The organism is Cupriavidus pauculus, from assembly GCF_022179805.1.
Taxonomy (GTDB): domain Bacteria; phylum Pseudomonadota; class Gammaproteobacteria; order Burkholderiales; family Burkholderiaceae; genus Cupriavidus; species Cupriavidus pauculus_E.
In genome coordinates this window covers 336019-352172 of record NZ_BPUO01000001.1, presented here as the reverse complement: position 1 = coordinate 352172, position 16154 = coordinate 336019, and the positions used below count along the sequence as shown (strand labels likewise).

The 16154-nt window shown below is 67.6% G+C and carries 13 protein-coding genes; 11 read left to right on the top strand and 2 right to left on the bottom strand.

The window, feature by feature from the left end; all coding sequences use genetic code 11:
* Positions 1 to 6: 6 nt before the first annotated feature.
* The gene (locus MFF62_RS01790) at positions 7 to 1131 is read right to left on the bottom strand and encodes a hypothetical protein (protein ID WP_238259213.1); all 1125 of its coding nucleotides are present in this window, start codon (positions 1129 to 1131) and stop codon (positions 7 to 9) included.
* A 101-nt stretch (positions 1132 to 1232) separates the two neighbouring features.
* On the opposite strand from MFF62_RS01790, the gene MFF62_RS01785 reads away from it, so the two are divergent.
* From MFF62_RS01785 to MFF62_RS01770, 4 genes are all read left to right on the top strand, one after another.
* Positions 1233 to 2483, top strand: a complete 1251-nt coding sequence (locus tag MFF62_RS01785; RefSeq protein WP_238259212.1) for a lipoprotein-releasing ABC transporter permease subunit — start codon at positions 1233 to 1235, stop codon at positions 2481 to 2483.
* Positions 2476 to 3216, top strand: coding sequence for a lipoprotein-releasing ABC transporter ATP-binding protein LolD (gene lolD, locus MFF62_RS01780; protein ID WP_238259211.1), 741 nt, complete (start codon positions 2476 to 2478; stop codon positions 3214 to 3216). The genes MFF62_RS01785 and lolD overlap by 8 nt, the downstream gene beginning before the upstream one ends.
* A gap of 15 nt (positions 3217 to 3231) precedes the next feature.
* Entirely contained in the window at positions 3232 to 4059 is an 828-nt protein-coding gene (locus MFF62_RS01775; RefSeq protein WP_238259210.1) for a TatD family hydrolase, read from the top strand.
* A 101-nt stretch (positions 4060 to 4160) separates the two neighbouring features.
* The gene (locus MFF62_RS01770; protein ID WP_238259209.1) at positions 4161 to 6626 is read left to right on the top strand and encodes a DNA internalization-related competence protein ComEC/Rec2; all 2466 of its coding nucleotides are present in this window, start codon (positions 4161 to 4163) and stop codon (positions 6624 to 6626) included.
* A gap of 15 nt (positions 6627 to 6641) precedes the next feature.
* Here MFF62_RS01770 and MFF62_RS01765 read toward each other — a convergent pair whose 3' ends face one another.
* Complete coding sequence (locus tag MFF62_RS01765) at positions 6642 to 7682, bottom strand: MurR/RpiR family transcriptional regulator (RefSeq protein WP_238259208.1); 1041 nt, start codon at positions 7680 to 7682, stop codon at positions 6642 to 6644.
* Positions 7683 to 7960: 278 nt separating this feature from the next.
* Between MFF62_RS01765 and edd the strand changes: the two genes are divergently transcribed.
* The 7 genes from edd (at position 7961) to MFF62_RS01730 (ending at position 16123) form a co-directional block, all read left to right on the top strand.
* On the top strand, positions 7961 to 9853 hold the full coding sequence (edd, locus tag MFF62_RS01760; protein WP_238259207.1) for a phosphogluconate dehydratase: 1893 nt from the start codon (positions 7961 to 7963) through the stop codon (positions 9851 to 9853).
* A gap of 140 nt (positions 9854 to 9993) precedes the next feature.
* The gene (locus tag MFF62_RS01755) at positions 9994 to 10506 is read left to right on the top strand and encodes a gluconokinase (RefSeq protein ID WP_238259206.1); all 513 of its coding nucleotides are present in this window, start codon (positions 9994 to 9996) and stop codon (positions 10504 to 10506) included.
* A gap of 398 nt (positions 10507 to 10904) precedes the next feature.
* Positions 10905 to 12380, top strand: a complete 1476-nt coding sequence (locus MFF62_RS01750; protein ID WP_238259205.1) for a circularly permuted type 2 ATP-grasp protein — start codon at positions 10905 to 10907, stop codon at positions 12378 to 12380.
* Between the two features lie 64 nt (positions 12381 to 12444).
* Positions 12445 to 13407 carry an alpha-E domain-containing protein gene (locus tag MFF62_RS01745; protein ID WP_238259204.1) on the top strand — a complete coding sequence of 321 codons (963 nt, stop codon included), beginning with the start codon at positions 12445 to 12447 and terminating at the stop codon, positions 13405 to 13407.
* A gap of 82 nt (positions 13408 to 13489) precedes the next feature.
* Positions 13490 to 14311: a transglutaminase family protein gene (locus MFF62_RS01740; protein WP_238259203.1), complete on the top strand. Its 822-nt coding sequence runs from the start codon at positions 13490 to 13492 to the stop codon at positions 14309 to 14311.
* A gap of 72 nt (positions 14312 to 14383) precedes the next feature.
* Complete coding sequence (locus tag MFF62_RS01735; RefSeq protein WP_238259202.1) at positions 14384 to 15190, top strand: proteasome-type protease; 807 nt, start codon at positions 14384 to 14386, stop codon at positions 15188 to 15190.
* Positions 15191 to 15301: 111 nt separating this feature from the next.
* Complete coding sequence (locus MFF62_RS01730; RefSeq protein ID WP_238259201.1) at positions 15302 to 16123, top strand: alpha/beta fold hydrolase; 822 nt, start codon at positions 15302 to 15304, stop codon at positions 16121 to 16123.
* Positions 16124 to 16154: the final 31 nt, after the last annotated feature.

Here is a 16154-nt window from a genome sequence, read left to right as displayed (position 1 = left end):
GTGCGCTCAGGCGGCCATGGCCAGGTTGGACAACAGCGCGCGCCAGTCGCCGCGCGTGCCCAGGCCGCGCCAGAACTTGCGCAGGTCGGTGCGCGTGACCTTGAATTCGGCAAAATGGTTTTCGCCGCCCAGTACCAGCGTGACGGCCTGCACCTGGCCGGCGGCCAGCGCATCGAGCACGGGCTGGAACCAGTCGGCGTCCAGGGCGTGCATGCGGTCTAGCCACAGGCCCCAGTCGGACACGATATGGGCTTCGGTGGCGTTGTCCAGCAGGGACAGGACGCCGCCGTCCACGTTCGCCACATCGGCAAAGCGGGCCGGTTGCGGGCCGACGCGGCTGCCGGCGGCTAGCGCCAGGCCGGCCAGGAACGGGTCGCCGGTCAGTACTGTATCGGCCAGCTTGCGCGCGTCGGCACGCTTGCCGCCGCCGTGCAGCCAGACCGAATTGACCGGCAGGTTGCCCTCGGCCTCGCGGGCCTCGTTGACCGGATGACCGTGCCAGGTCATCTGGATCTCGTTCTGCAGCCGGCGCCAGTCGCGGGCACGCGGCCCGGCCTGCATCCAGATATCGATATTGCGGCCCGTGGCGCGCACCGGCGTGGTGGCTTCCAGTTCGCCAAAGGTATCCTCGGCCACGTACCAGCGGGCGGGGTGGGGCGCTTCGAGCACGATGCCGGACTCATCCAGCAGCTCGGCGATGGCGGCACGCAGCGTGTCGGCCTCGTCGGCACGGATGGCAAGCTGGTCGGGGTGCATCAGCACCAGATGGTCGCGCGCGGCGTGGATATGCACCGGTTGCAGGCAGGCCCAGCCGGCGCTGGCGTCAGCATCGGCCGATTCTGCCGGCAGGCCGGCGGCGGCGCGGTCGGCCAGGCGCATAAAGGGCGCAGTCGGCACCCGGGTGGTGTCCAGGCCGGCCCGGCCAGCCAGCCAGCGCTCGTGCGGCAGGGTGCGCAGGTACGGATCGTCGTGCGTTTCGCGGGGTCCCGGGGTGGCGCGCGTCAGCAACTTTCCGAGCGCGGGCAACTCCAACTGGCGCAGCAGCGCGCCAGGGACGACATCGTCCGTGGCGTCGTCGCCGGCGCCAGGCGGGACGGAAAAAGGCACAATCAGGGTCAGGTGCGTCATCATGGTTGCCGAGATTGTAAACTTCCGGCTGGCCGGCGCCAGTTTTCCGTCACCGATGGCGGCAAAACCGGCGTACCGGCATTTCCAGAACAACAGGATTCCTCTTGAACTTTCCTTACGAGTGGCAGATTGGCTGGCGATATACCCGCGCAAGCAAGCGCGCCAGCCGCAACACGTTCATTTCGTTCATTTCGATGATCTCGATGCTTGGCATCGCGCTGGGTGTGGCCGCGCTGATCGTCGTGCTGTCGGTCATGAACGGTTTTCAGAAGGAAGTGCGCGACCGCATGCTGTCGGTGCTTTCGCACATCGAAGTGATCGGGGCGGGCCCGCTGCAGGACTGGCAGAAGACCGCCGCCGAGGCCGAGCGCAACAAGGAAGTGATCGGCGCCGCGCCCTACGTGTCGGCGCAGGCCATGCTCACGCGTGACGATGCCGTGCGCGGCGTGCTGCTGCGCGGCGTGGACCCGAGCCAGGAACCCAAGGTGTCCGACGTGGGCAGCCAGTTCCGCGCGGGCAGCATGAACGCGCTGGTGCCGGGCGGCTTCGATATCGCGCTGGGCAGCGAGCTGGCCAATGCGCTGGGCGTGCGCGTGGGCGACAAGGTGACGCTGGTGGCGCCCCAGGGCACCATCACGCCGGCCGGCATCCTGCCGCGCCTGAAGCAGTTTACGGTGTCCGGCATCTTCTCGTCCGGCCACTATGAATTCGACAGCGCGCTGGCGCTGATCAACATGCAGGACGCCGAACTGCTGTTCCGCCAGAACGGCCCCAGCGGCGTGCGGCTCAAGCTGCAGGACATGCAGCGCGCGCCGCAGGTGGCGCAGGAGCTGGCCGGCACGATGTCCGGCGACCTGTACCTGCGCGACTGGTCCAAGCAGAACCGCAACTGGTTTGCCGCCGTGCAGACCGAGAAGCGCATGATGTTCATCATCCTGACGCTGATCATCGCGGTGGCGGCATTCAACCTGGTGTCGACGCTGGTCATGACCGTGACCGACAAGCAGGCCGACATCGCCATCCTGCGCACGATGGGCGCCCAGCCGCGCTCGATCATGAAGATCTTCATCGTGCAGGGCGTGGCCATCGGCTTCATCGGCACGCTGCTGGGCGTGCTGGGCGGCACGCTGATCGCCACCAATATCGACGTGATCGTGCCCTTCATCGAACGGGCGCTGCACGTGCAGTTCCTGCCCAAGGACATCTATTTCATTAGCGAATTGCCTTCGGACCCCCGCGTGAACGACATCGCCACCATCGGCATCATCTCCTTCGTTTTGGCCACGCTGGCCACGATCTACCCAAGCTGGCGTGCCGCCCGCGTGAATCCCGCGGAGGCCCTGCGCTATGAGTGATACGACGCTGATCCAGGAGGCGGTGGCGGTGACGCCCGCCGCGGTGCCTGCCGGCTCGCCGGTGCTCGTGGCCGAAGGCCTGACCAAGCGTTTCCGCCAGGGTGGGCTCGACGTGGAGGTGCTGCGCGGCGTGGACGTGCGGGTGAACGCGGGCGAGAAAGTGGCCATCGTGGGCGCTTCGGGCTCGGGCAAATCGACGCTGCTGCATGTGCTGGGCGGCCTTGACAATCCCGACGCGGGCCGCGTGGCGCTGCTGGGCAAGCCGTTCACGGCGCTGCGCGAAAAAGAGCGCAACATCGTGCGCAATCGCTCGCTCGGCTTCATCTACCAGTTCCACCACCTGCTGCCCGAATTCACGGCACTCGACAACGTGGCGATGCCGATGCGCATCCGTGGCCTGAACGAGCAGCCGGCGCGCGAGGCCGCGCAGGCCATGCTGGATCGGGTGGGGCTGGGTGGCCGCGCGAAGCACCGGCCAGGCGAGCTGTCGGGCGGCGAGCGCCAGCGGGTGGCCGTGGCGCGCGCGCTGGTGGGGCAGCCGGCCTGCGTGCTGGCTGACGAGCCGACCGGAAACCTCGACGACCATACGGCCGGCGGCGTCTATGACCTGATGCTCGAACTGTCGCGCACGCTCGGCACGAGCTTCGTGATCGTGACGCACGACATGGACCTGGCCGGACGCTGCGACCGCATTTTCCGGCTGCGCGACGGCCATCTGCACCCGGAACACTGACCCACCTGCGCCCCCATGTGGATCGATACCCACTGTCATCTTGACGCCAGCGAATTCGATGCCGACCGCGCGGGCGTGATCGCAGCCGCTGCGGCGGCCAACGTCTCCGGCATCGTGCTGCCGGCCGTGGCGGTGTCGAATTTCGACGCCGTGCGCGCGCTGGCCGGCGAAGGGTCGCGCTGCGTCTACGCGCTGGGCATCCACCCGCTGTGCACGCCAGGCGCGGGGCAAGCCGATCTGGACGCCTTGCGGCGCGAGGTGGCTGCGTCTATCGACGATCCGCGCCTGGTTGCCATCGGCGAGATCGGGCTCGATTTCTTCGTGCCGGGCCTGGACGCCCAGCACCAGACCTGGCTGTACACCGAGCAACTCAAGATCGCACGCGAATTCGACTTGCCTGTGCTGCTGCACGTGCGCAAGTCGCAGGACCAGGTCTATGCGCAACTGCGCCGCGTGGGCGTGAAGCAGGGCATCGCGCACGCGTTCAACGGCAGCCACGAGCAGGCCCGGCGATATGTCGAGCACGGCATGAAGCTCGGGTTTGGCGGCAATGTCACGTTCTCGCGCGCCAAGCAGATCCGGCGCCTGGCCAGCGAGCTGCCTATCGAGGCCATCGTCCTGGAAACCGACGCGCCCGACATCGCGCCTGCCTGGCTGTCCGACGACCAGTTCGGCGAGCAGCACAAGGCGCGCAACACGCCGGGCGAGGTGGCCGGCGTGGCGCGCGTCATGGCCGAACTACGAGGTGTGCCGGAGCCCGAACTGGCCAGGGTCATGTGGCGCAATTCGGTAGCCGCGCTGCCCCGGCTGGCCGCGTTCGCGGACGTCATGGCGCCGATTTAACGTATTGACACACCGACGCAACGTTCGGACACGTTTTTCCCTTCTTTCACGCGGTACAACACCCCCTTCGTGCAATGTCGTGACATGGCTCCGGAGGTGGGATGCGCCTGGTTCTGCTGGCGTTCGTGGCGGGTGGCTGGCTGCTGCAGCAACAGGCGGCGTTGCCGGACCGCGCGCAGTGGCTCGGCGCCTGCGGCGTGGCGCTGGCCTGCGCGGCCGCGCTGCTGGGCCGATGGCAAAGGGCCAGGGTCGGTGCACCGGCCGCGCTGGGTGCCGCGATTGCGCTGGCCGCGCTGGTCGGCTTTGGCTGGTCGGCATGGCGTGCCGATACCCGCCTTGAGCGCTGGCTACCACCGGAGATGGCGGGCCGCGATCTCGTTGTCGATGGCATCGTGGCCGGGTTGCCCGACCAAGGTCCGCAAGGCAGCCGTTTCCTGTTCCGCATCGAACGCTGGCATGGCGATGCCGCCGCGCTTTCCTCATCCGAAACACTGCTCCTGACCTGGCGCGACCCGGCGTCAAATGCCTTGCAGCCCGGTCAGCGCTATCGGTTGACCGTACGCCTGCGGCGGCCGCGCGGTCTGGCGAATCCGCATGGATTCGACTACGCGTACTGGCTGCTGGCCGAAGGCGTGCATGCCACCGGCCATGTACGAGTCGGCACGCGGCTCGATGATGCCGGCCCGTTGCCATGGTCGGTGCGCGTGGCGATGTGGCGGGCGGCGATACGCGACCATCTGCGCGCCGCGTTGCCCGCCGACGCCCGCTACGGGCCAGTGCTGATCGCGCTGGTAATCGGCGACCAGCGGGGCATCGCCCAGGCGGATTGGGAGATATTCCGGCGTACCGGCATTTCACATCTGGTCAGCATCTCGGGTCTGCATATCACGATGATCGCGGGCGCCGCCGGCGCCTTGATGCGTGTGCTGTGGCGGCATTCATTCGGGCTGGCGCGGGTGTTGCGGCGGCCGTTGCCGCTGTGGTGGCCCGCGCAGCAGGCGGGGCTGGTGGTGACAGTGCTGGCGGCGCTTGGCTATGGGCTGATTGCCGGCATGCAGATTCCGGCGCTACGCACGGTGACGATGCTGGTGGTGGCGGCCATGGCGTTGTGGAGCGCACGGGCGCCGCCCGTGTCGGTGATGCTGGCATGGGCCGCTGGCGTGGCGGTGGCCATCGACCCGTGGGCCGTACTGCAGCCGGGGTTCTGGTTGTCGTTCGGCGCGGTGGCGGTGATCTTTCTCCATGCGCAGGACGATTCGATCGATACCCAGCCCGGCGTGCGGCCAGCGACGCCGGGCTGGCTCGCCAGGCTACGCGACGGACTCTGCGACGCGGCGCGGGCGCAGTGGGCGGTGACCATCGGGCTCGTACCGCTGACCTTGTTGCTGTTCGGGCAGGTATCGGTGGTGTCGTGCGTGGCCAATGCCGTGGCGATCCCGGTCGTGAGCCTGTTGGTGACACCGCTGGCGTTGGCCGGCGCCGCGCTACCGGTGGCGCTCGCCGCGCCGGTGCTGGAACTGGCCCACGCAGTGCTGTCGTGGCTGGCGGGCGGTCTCACATGGCTTGCCGCGCCCCGCTGGGCCGTCTGGGAAGCCGCGCACCCGGGCTGGTGGCGGACGGTGCTGGCCATCGCCGGTGTATGGCTGTTGCTGGTGCCGCGCCGGCCAGCGTGGCTGCGGTCCGCGCGGCGGGTGCCCCGCTGGGCGGGCGTCGCGCTCATGGTGCCGATGCTGATGGCGGGCCGTGCGCCCGTTGCCGATGGCGAGATCCGCATGACGGCGCTGGACGTGGGGAAGGGCACGGCGGTGCTGGTGGAGACGCGCCGCCATGCGTTGCTCTACGACGCGGGGCCGGCATACATCTCGGGGACCAGCGCCGGCGGGCAGGTCATCGTGCCATTTCTGCGCGCGGTGGGCGTGCGTGGGCTGGACATGCTGATGGTCAGTCATGAAGACGCCGATCACGCCGGGGGCGTGCGCGACGTCATGCATGCTGTCCCCGTCGCCGCGCGCCTGACAGCGGCGTCGGGCGAACATCGCTTGCTGGCGGGGCAGCGCTGGGATGCCTGCGTGGCGGGCGATGGCTGGGAATGGGATGGAGTTCGGTTCGACGTCCTGCATCCGTCTGAAGAGGACTTGCAGGCCGGGCACCTGTCGAGCAATGCGCGAAGCTGCGTGCTGCGCGTGGCCACCGCGCAGCGTAGCGTGCTGCTGACTGGCGATATCGGGGTGCGTGAGGAAATGGTGTTGATCGGCAGAGTGCCGGCGGACCAGTTGCGCGCCGACGTCCTGCTGGTGCCGCACCATGGCAGCGGCACGTCGTCGCATGTGACTTTCCTGCGGGCGGTGCGGCCAGAGCTGGCGATCTTCCAGCTGGGCTTCGCCAACCGCTACAGGCATCCGCGTGCGGATGTCTGGCGGCGTTACGAGCGGGCCGATGTGGATCGCTACCGGACCGATGAAACCGGAGCGGTCGCGGTGGAAACGGCTGGCGATGCGCTGGCGGTGACGCCGTTCCGGCAGCGGAATCGCCGATATTGGCGCGATGCGCCGCCAGCGCCGATCTGAGTCAAGCGGAGCGAATCAGCTCGCGCGGGCGGGTGTTTTTGCCGGCTTTGCCTGCTTGGCCGCCTTGGCTGGTGTTTTGGACCTGGTGCCGGTGCGCGCCTTGCTGGCAGCCTGCGCCTGCGTCCGCACACCTGGCGTCGCCGTGTCGACAGCTTTGCCGGTATCGCTGGCGCCGTCCTCGTCGCCGACCTTGTCGGCCCCGGGCAGCGGCGCCCGGTCCGCGCCGGCAATGCGGCGCTCGCGCAGATGAGCCTTGGCGCGCTGCAGGCCGGCGGCGACCGACTCCGCACGCTCAAGGGCCACGCCAGCGGCCAGCACATCGCCCAGCACGAGGTGGCAGATGCGGGACGTCATCGGCGTGTAGACCTCGCTGTCTTCCTCGACGTCGGAAAACACGCAGACGTTGGCCAGCTTGGCCAGCGGCGATCCGCTGTGGGTCAGTGCCAGCACGCTGGCGCCGCTGCCGCGTGCCAGCGTGGCGGCGGACAGCATGTCCCAGGTGCGGCCGCTGTTCGACACCAGCACGGCCACGTCGCCAGGGCGCAGCAGCGCGGCGGACATGCTGAAGACGTGCGAGTCGGAGTACGCGGTGGTGGGAATGCCCAGGCGGAAGAACTTGTGCTGGATATCGAGCGCGACGATGCCGGAGTTGCCGCAGCCGTAGAACTCGATGCGGCGCGCGCCGGCCAGCAGGCGGATCGCGTGCTCGATCTGATCGGCGGACAACGCGTTGCGCACCGTCATCAGCGTGGCGATGGTGCGGTCGAATACCTTGCCGGCGATGTCGGCGGGGCGGTCGTTCGCCTCGACGTCCTGGTGCACGAACGGAGTGCCGCCGCCCACGTTCTGGGCGAACTGGAGCTTGAACTCCTTGAAGCCGTCGTAGCCGAGCGCCGCGCAGAAGCGGGCGATCGTCGGCTGCGATACCCCGGCGCGCTCCGCCAGTTCCGGCATGGTCAGCCGGATGACGCTGGCGCCATGGCGGGCCACATAGTCTGCCAGCCGGCGTTCGGACGGGCGTAGCGTGTCGTAGACGGCAAGAATTCTGTCGCGCATGGTGAGGGTCGGGCGGAAAGCGTGGGAGTCTGGCGGTGGGCCGTGGAAGGCCGGCGTCCTGAATTTTGTAGAGATTCTACACACTCGCATCCCGATTTCGCAGTCCCGGAATAAGGTTTGCACCCTAGGATTTACCCCGATTTTCGCGGATTAAGCCATATACGCTGCCAGTTGAGACTTCCGGCGCTGCATGGCCCGTGGCTATAATGTAGAAAATCTACAGATTCTGGCACCTGCCTCGCGCCGGTCCGGATCGCCCCACGAGGACCCAATCCGCCATGACCCAAGCCGCAAAGGGCAATGTTCGGGCCGACATTTCGGCCGTCACGCAGCGCATCGTTGAACGCAGCCGCACCAGCCGCGCCGCCTATCTGGCGCGATGCGAGCGTGCGCAGCAGGAACTGGGGCCGCTGCGCGGCATGTCCTGCGCCAACCTGGCCCACGGCTACGCCGCGCTGCCGGCCGACGACAAGCTCAAGCTGCGCGTGGAGCATGCGCCGAACCTGGGTATCGTGACGGCCTACAACGACATGCTGTCGGCGCACCAACCGTACGAGCGCTATCCGGCCGTGATTCGCGAGGCCGCGCGCGCCGTGGGCGCGGTGGCCCAGGTGGCGGGCGGCGTGCCGGCGATGTGCGACGGCATCACGCAGGGCAACGCGGGCATGGAGCTGTCGCTGTTTTCGCGCGATGCCATTGCCATGGGCACGGCCGTCGCGCTGTCGCACAACACGTTCGACGCGGCGCTGATGCTGGGCGTCTGCGACAAGATCGTGCCGGGCCTGCTGATGGGCGCGCTGCAGTTCGGGCACCTGCCGGTGGTATTCGTGCCGGCCGGCCCGATGGCGACTGGCCTGTCGAACAAGGAAAAGGCGCGTGTGCGCCAGCTCTACGCCACCGGGCAGGTGGGGCGCGATGCGCTGCTCGAAGCCGAGTGCGAGGCTTATCACGGCGCCGGCACCTGCACGTTCTACGGCACCGCCAACAGCAACCAGTTCCTGATGGAAATCATGGGCCTGCATATGCCGGGCGCGGCGTTCGTGCATCCGGACAGTGGCCTGCGCGATGCGTTGACCACCGCCGCGGCCCAGCGCGCGCTGGCGCTGATTGCACGCGGGCGCGAGTACACGCCGCTGGCGCAGATCGTCGACGAGCGCGCCATCGTCAACGCCATGGTGGGCCTGCTGGCCACGGGCGGCTCGACGAATCACACGATCCACTTGGTGGCCATGGCGCGCGCGGCGGGGATCATCATCGACTGGAACGACTTTGACCGCCTGTCGGCCGTGACGCCGCTGCTGGCGCGCGTCTATCCGAATGGCTCGGCCGACGTGAACCACTTCCACGCGGCCGGCGGCGTGGCATATGTGATCGGGCAACTGCTGGAAGCGGGCCTGCTGCACGAGGACGTCAATACCGTGGTGGGTCGTGGCCTGGCACGCTACACCGAGGAACCGGTCATGACGGACGGCGCGCTGCGCTGGCGCGACGGCCCGACCACCAGTGGCGACGCAGCGGTGCTGGCGCCGGCTTCGGCGCCGTTTTCGGCCGAAGGCGGCCTGCGCCTGATGTCGGGCAACCTGGGCCGTGGCGTGATCAAGATCTCGGCGGTGGCCGCCGAACACCGTGTGGTGGAGGCGCCGGCGCGTGTTTTCGATTCGCAGGAGGCCCTGCAGGCCGCCTTCGAGGCCGATGAACTCAATCGCGACGTGGTGGCCGTGGTGCGTTTCCAGGGCCCCAATGCCAACGGCATGCCCGAACTGCACCGGCTGACCCCGGCGCTGGGCGCGCTGCAGGATGCCGGCCACAAGGTGGCGCTGGTGACCGACGGCCGCATGTCCGGCGCATCGGGCAAGGTGCCGGCCGTGATCCATGTGGGCCCCGAGGCGCTGGCAGGCGGTCCGCTGGCCCGGGTATGTGACGGCGACATCATTCGCGTCGATGCCGACGCCGGCACGCTGGAACTGGTGGGCGATGCCGCAACCCAGTCCGCATTTGCCGCGCGTACGCCGGTGCCCGCACCGGTGGACGACTTCGCGAACTTCAGCATGGGCCGCGGCCTGTTCGGCCTGTTCCGGCGCCACGCCCGCATTGCCGAGGAGGGCGGCAGCGCACTGGACCTGTCCGAGGCCGATGCGGCTGTCCAAACGCCTGCCGCCGTCGCACAATAGGCGGCGTCAGGACTCCGGTTTTCTCCGATTACTTCGTATTCCCCGGCATCCCGGTGCCGGGGCACCGCCGCGCCGCGCAAGGCCGGCGGCTACCGACAAGGGTGACAACACCACCCGATACCATGTTCGATGGAGCAGACATGATCTATATCCTGATGGGCGTTTCCGGCAGCGGAAAGACCACCGTTGGCCAGCTGCTGGCGCAGCAGCTGCACTGCGGCTTCCACGACGCCGACAGCTTCCATAGCGAGGCCAACAAGGCCAAGATGCACGCCGGCGTGCCGCTGACCGACGATGACCGCTGGCCGTGGCTCGACGCCATGCGCGCGGCCATCGACACCGCCCGCGCCGAGGGGCGCACCCACGTTTTCACCTGCTCGGCGCTGCGCCAGACCTATCGCGACCGCCTGACCCCGTCCGACGGCGGCGTGACGTTCGTATTCATGAAGGGCGACGCCGCGACGATTGGCGGCCGGCTGTCGGTCCGCTCGGACCACTTCTTCAACCCGGCACTGCTGCAAAGCCAGTTCGAAACGCTGGAAGAACCGGCGGACGCGCTGGTGCTCGATATCCGCCGCTCGCCCGAGGCGCTGGTCGGGGACATCCTGGCCAAATGCCCGCCGGAATCGGCGTCGTGCTCGGGGAAGGCCTAGTTTTTGTTTCTTGCTGATTGTTTTCTCCCCTCTCCCGCACGGCGGGAGAGGGGCCGGGGGAGAGGGCCCAGCGGTTCAAATTGCCAACGATCGGCAAGCAAAACCTCCGGCCCTCAACCCCAACCCCTCTCCCACCTTGTGGGAGAGGGGAGCCTGAAAGCGGGGGGGTCGAATACCCCGCTGGCAAGCATCTTGCTAAACCGTTTTCGCGTATCGGCGCATGTCTCGGGCATGCAACCCCTTGCGGGTTTTGCCGGTGCGGATATGCTGGAAGCGTCGACTCGACGAGGCATCGATAAACGGGTGGCCGGCGGTATCGTCAGGCAGCAAGCCGGGGAGTAGGCAGGCGGGAGACGGTACGCGGCAGGGGCGCCCACATCCACGAAGGAGCGGCCATCATGGCGGCGCGGTTTTTCGACGAGATGCTGGAAGGGCGAGAGGACGGCACGGTGACGGCCATCGAGGCTGGTCAGATGTTGCCGCCCGGGGCAGTTCGGCCCCATTACCGGAGCTTTGCGGACTGGCTGGGCCGGCAGTCCGCGGCGACGATGGACAACAAACGCGCCGAGGCGGACCTGATATTCCGGCGCGTGGGCATCACCTTTGCCGTCTACGGCGACAAGGACGAGTCCAACAGCGGCACCGAGCGGACCATTCCGTTCGACGTGATTCCGCGCGTGTTCCCGGCCAGTGAATGGGCCACGCTGGAACGCGGGCTGCGCCAGCGCGTGGCGGCCCTGAACCGGTTCATCCACGACATCTACCACGGGCAGGACATCATCCGTGCTGGCGTGATTCCGCCCGACCAGATCTACAACAACGCCCAGTACCGGCCCGAGATGCTCGGCATCGACGTGCCGCGCGACATCTATGCCCATTTGGCGGGCATCGATGTGGTGCGCGCCGGACAGGGCGAGTTCTACGTGCTGGAAGACAACCTGCGCGTGCCGTCGGGTGTGTCGTACATGCTGGAAAACCGCAAGATGATGATGCGGCTGTTTCCCGAGCTGTTCGCGCGCAACCGCGTGGCGCCGGTGGCGCACTATCCCGACCTGCTGCTCGACATGCTGCGCAGCGTATCGCCGCAGAACATCGCCGATCCCACCGTGGTAGTGCTCACGCCGGGCATGTACAACTCGGCTTACTTCGAGCACGCGTTCCTGGCCCAGCAGATGGGCGTGGAACTGGTGGAAGGCAGCGACCTGTTCGTCGAGGACGAGCATCTCTACATGCGCACCACGCAGGGGCCGCAACGGATCGACGTGATCTACCGCCGCGTGGACGACGACTTTCTCGATCCGCTCGTGTTCCGGCACGATTCCACGCTGGGCGCGGCCGGGCTGCTGTCGGTCTACCGCGCCGGCAACGTGACGATCAGCAATGCCATCGGTACCGGCGTGGCCGACGACAAGTCGATCTACCCGTACGTGCCCGACATGATCCGCTTCTACCTGGGCGAGGAGGCCATCCTGTCGAACGTGCCCACGTATATGTGCCGGCGTCCGGACGACCTGCAGTACGTGCTGGACAACATGGCGGACCTGGTGGTCAAGGAAACGCATGGCGCCGGCGGCTACGGCATGCTGGTGGGCCCCGCGGCCACCAAGGCGGAGATCGAGCAGTTCCGCGAAGTGGTCAAGGCCAGGCCCGAGCAGTACATCGCGCAGCCCACGCTGGCGCTGTCGACGTGCCCGACCTATGTGGAATCGGGCATCGCACCGCGCCATATCGACCTGCGGCCGTTCGTGCTGTCCGGCAAGGAGGTGCGCATGGTGCCGGGCGGCCTGACGCGCGTGGCCTTGCGCGAAGGGTCGCTGGTGGTGAATTCGTCGCAGGGCGGCGGTACCAAGGACACCTGGGTACTGGAGCGCTGATGTCGACCATGCCTGCCCCCATGCCTGTGCCTGAGCCCACGCCGGATTGCCGGGAGAACCGATCATGCTGAGCCGTACCGCCGACCACTTGTTCTGGATGGCCCGCTACACCGAGCGCGCAGAAAACACCGCGCGCATGCTCGACGTCAACTACCAGACCTCGCTGCTGCCGCAGTCGGCCGAGGTGGCCGAGCAGGGCTGGTGGGCCATGCTCGACATCTCCGAGCTGACCAGCGCCTACGATCACAAGTACGGCCTGCTGCACCGTGACGACGTCATCGACTTCATGGTGCGCGACATGACCAACCCGTCGTCGATCATGAGCTGCCTGCGCGCGGCGCGCGAGAACGCGCGTGCGGTGCGGGGGTCGCTGACGACCGAGGTCTGGGAAACCATCAACACCACGTGGCTCGACGTGCAGCGCATGATCGCTGAGGGCGAGCTGCGCGACGATCCGTCTCGGTTCTTCGAGTGGGTCAAGTTCCGCTCGCATCTGGCGCGCGGCGTGCAGTTCGGCACGATGCTCAAGGACGACGCGTTCCACTTCATGCGGCTGGGCACGTTCCTGGAGCGCGCCGATAACACCGCGCGGATCCTGGACGTCAAGTTCCAGGCGTCGGGGCGGGCCAGCAATGACGATAGCGATCCGAATCGCGAGCAGAACGATTTCTACCACTGGGCGGCCGTGCTGCGGTCGGTGTCGGGTTTCGAGGTCTACCGCAAGATCTACCGGGCCGTGATCACGCCGCAGCGCGTGGCCGAACTGCTGATCCTGCGGCCGGACATGCCGCGCTCGCTGGTGTCGAGCATGGACGAGGTGGTCGCCATCCTGGCGCTGGTGGCCAACCAGCAATCGTCGGAAACCGAGCGGCAGGCTGGTAAACTCCACGCCGACCTCAAATACGCGCGCATCGACGACATCTTTGCCGTCGGGCTGCACGCCTACCTGACCAGCTTCCTGGAGCGCATCGGCGATCTCGGCAATGGCATCAGCCGGGACTTCTTGGTTCCGCTGCTGGCCGCCTGATTGCTGCCCCGGGCGCCCGATGCTTCACGCGTCGGGCGCATGAAGCCCTGGCAGGTGCCGTGCTGTGTGCGCGATACGCATCGTGAAATACAGGATCCACCACAAGACCGTCTACCGATACACCGAAGCGGTGCGCCGCAGCGTGCACGAACTGCGCCTGGCACCACGCTCGGGGCCGCTGCAATCGGTAGAGACCTGGCAGTTGTCCGCCCCGGGCAACCTGTCGGAAGCACGCGACGGCTTCGGCAATATCGTGCACAACTTCACCATGGCCGGGCCGGCCCATACGATCGCCATCACCGCCACGGGAGAAGTGGAAGTGAAGGCCGGCGAGGGCGACCATTGCGGCTTCGTTGACACGCCCGAGGCGGGCGAGTCGCGCGTGTCGCCGCTTTACTTCATGGCGGCTACGCCGCTGACGCAGGCGCCTGCCGACATGCGGGCATTCGCCGCGCCATACCTGGCCGCCGGGCACGACGCCCCGGCGTTGCTGGCGCTGGCCGGCGGCATTGCCGACCGCGTCCGCTACGAGGCCAATACCACCGATGTCGGCACGTCCGCCGCCGAAGCGTTCCGCAAGGGCAGCGGCGTGTGCCAGGACCAGGCCCAGGTCATGGTGGCCGCCTGCCGCGCGCTGGGCGTGCCGGCCCGCTATGTCAGTGGATACTTCTATGACCCCGCCGCGACGGCACTGGCCAGCCATGCCTGGGCGGACATCTGCCTCGACGCCGACCAGGGGCTCTGGTGCAGCATCGACGTCACGCACCGATGTGTGACAGATGCGCGCCATGTACGGCTCGCCGTGGGGCGCGACTATGCGTCGGCTGCACCGATCCGGGGCATTCTCGAAGGCGGCGCCGGCGAGACGCTGGAAGTCGATATCGCGATCACACCCGCTGCCTGACGGGTTTTCAAACAGTTTCCGTTTCCCCCGAGCGGCTAGAATGCAATCTTGCCGTCGCCAATAACACACAACATGACGTACTGCGTAGCCATGCGGCTGGATGCCGGCCTGGTATTCCTGTCGGATTCCCGAACCAATGCCGGTGTCGATGCCATCTCCACCGCGCGCAAGATGACCGTCTTCGAAGAGGCCGGCGACCGCGTGCTGGTGCTGATGACGGCCGGCAACCTGGCCATCAGCCAGTCGGTGCGCCAGTTGCTGGTGGACTCGCGTGACGAGAAGCGCTCGTTGTGGACCGCCCGCGACATGTTCGAGGCCGCCACCATCGTCGGCGACGCCGTGCGCGCCGTGCACAAGCGCGATGCCCATGCGCTGCGCGAGGCCGGCATCGACTTCAACGTCAGCATGATCTTTGGCGGCCAGATCCGGGGCGAGCGCACGCGGCTGTTCAATATCTACGCGGCCGGCAACTTCGTCGAAGCCACGCCCGAGAACTGCTACTTCCAGATTGGCGAAGCCAAGTACGGCAAACCGATCATCGACCGCGTGGTGGCGCCGAACCTGCCGCTGGGCGAGGCGGCCAAGTGCGCGCTGATCTCGATGGACTCGACGCTGAAGTCGAATATCTCGGTGGGCCTGCCGCTGGACCTGCTGGTCTACGAAGCCGAAACGCTGCAGGTGACCCGCTTCGTCAACATCGACGAGAAGAACGCCTATTTCCGCATGATCCGCGATACCTGGGGCCAGCGCCTGCGCCAGGTTTTCGGCGAGATCAACAACCCCGAATGGGATGCCGGCCAGCCGGCCGAGTTTCCGCTGGCGCGTGACGAGGCCGACCGCTGGGGCCAGCCCGTGCGGGCACGGCGCGACCACCGCTAGGCAGGCCTGGTAGAGGAAAACGTCTACGCGCATGGCCCCGGCGCGGCGCCGAACGGGCCGATCGCCGCAGTACACTTTGCGGCGATCCGATCTTCACCTTGCCCCCGACCCATGCGCGACATCCTGCTGTTCTCCCACGCCAACGGTTTTCCAGTACCCACGTATCGCAAGCTGTTCGGCGCTCTGGAAGACGATTTCGAGTTGCGCGCGGTCGAACGCTATGGCCACGATCCGAAGTACCCGGTCACGCGGGAATGGCCCAACCTCGTGGATGAACTGCTGCGCGAGATCGGCCGTGCGCGGCGTGAAGGTGCCGATGACCGCAAGGTCTGGCTGGTGGGGCATTCGCTGGGCGGATTCCTGTCGCTGATGGCCGCGCTGCGCGAGCCGCAGCGCGTGCGCGGGGTGGTCATGCTCGATTCGCCGATCATCGCCGGCTGGCGGGCTTCGCTGCTGCGTGCGTCGCAGGTGCTTGGCCTCGACGAAAAGCCAAGCCCCGCCGCCGTGACCAAGAATCGGCGCACGCACTGGCCCGACACCGAATCGGTGTGGACCCATTTCCAGGCCAAGCGGAATTTCCAGGTCTGGGACCCCGAGGTGTTGCGCGACTACGCCGAACTCGGCACCGAGCCCACCGGCCGCGCTGCCGAGCGCCGCCTGCGCTTCGACCGCGACGTCGAATACCGCATCTATCGTACGTTGCCCACCAGCCTGGGCCGCCGCGTGGCGCATGGCGCGCCGGTGCCGGTCAGCTTTGTGGCAGGCACGAAATCGCGCGAAATCCGCCAGGTAGGGCTGGGCGCCACGCGCAAGCTCGTGGGAGACCGCCTGCGCTTTGTGGAGGGCGGGCACCTGTATCCGATGGAGCGGCCGCTGGAGACCGCCGGCGTGGTGCGCGACCTGATCGCGCAGATGCGCCAGGGCGGGCACTGAGTCTACCTACCTGCCTGCCGGACGCTTGAGC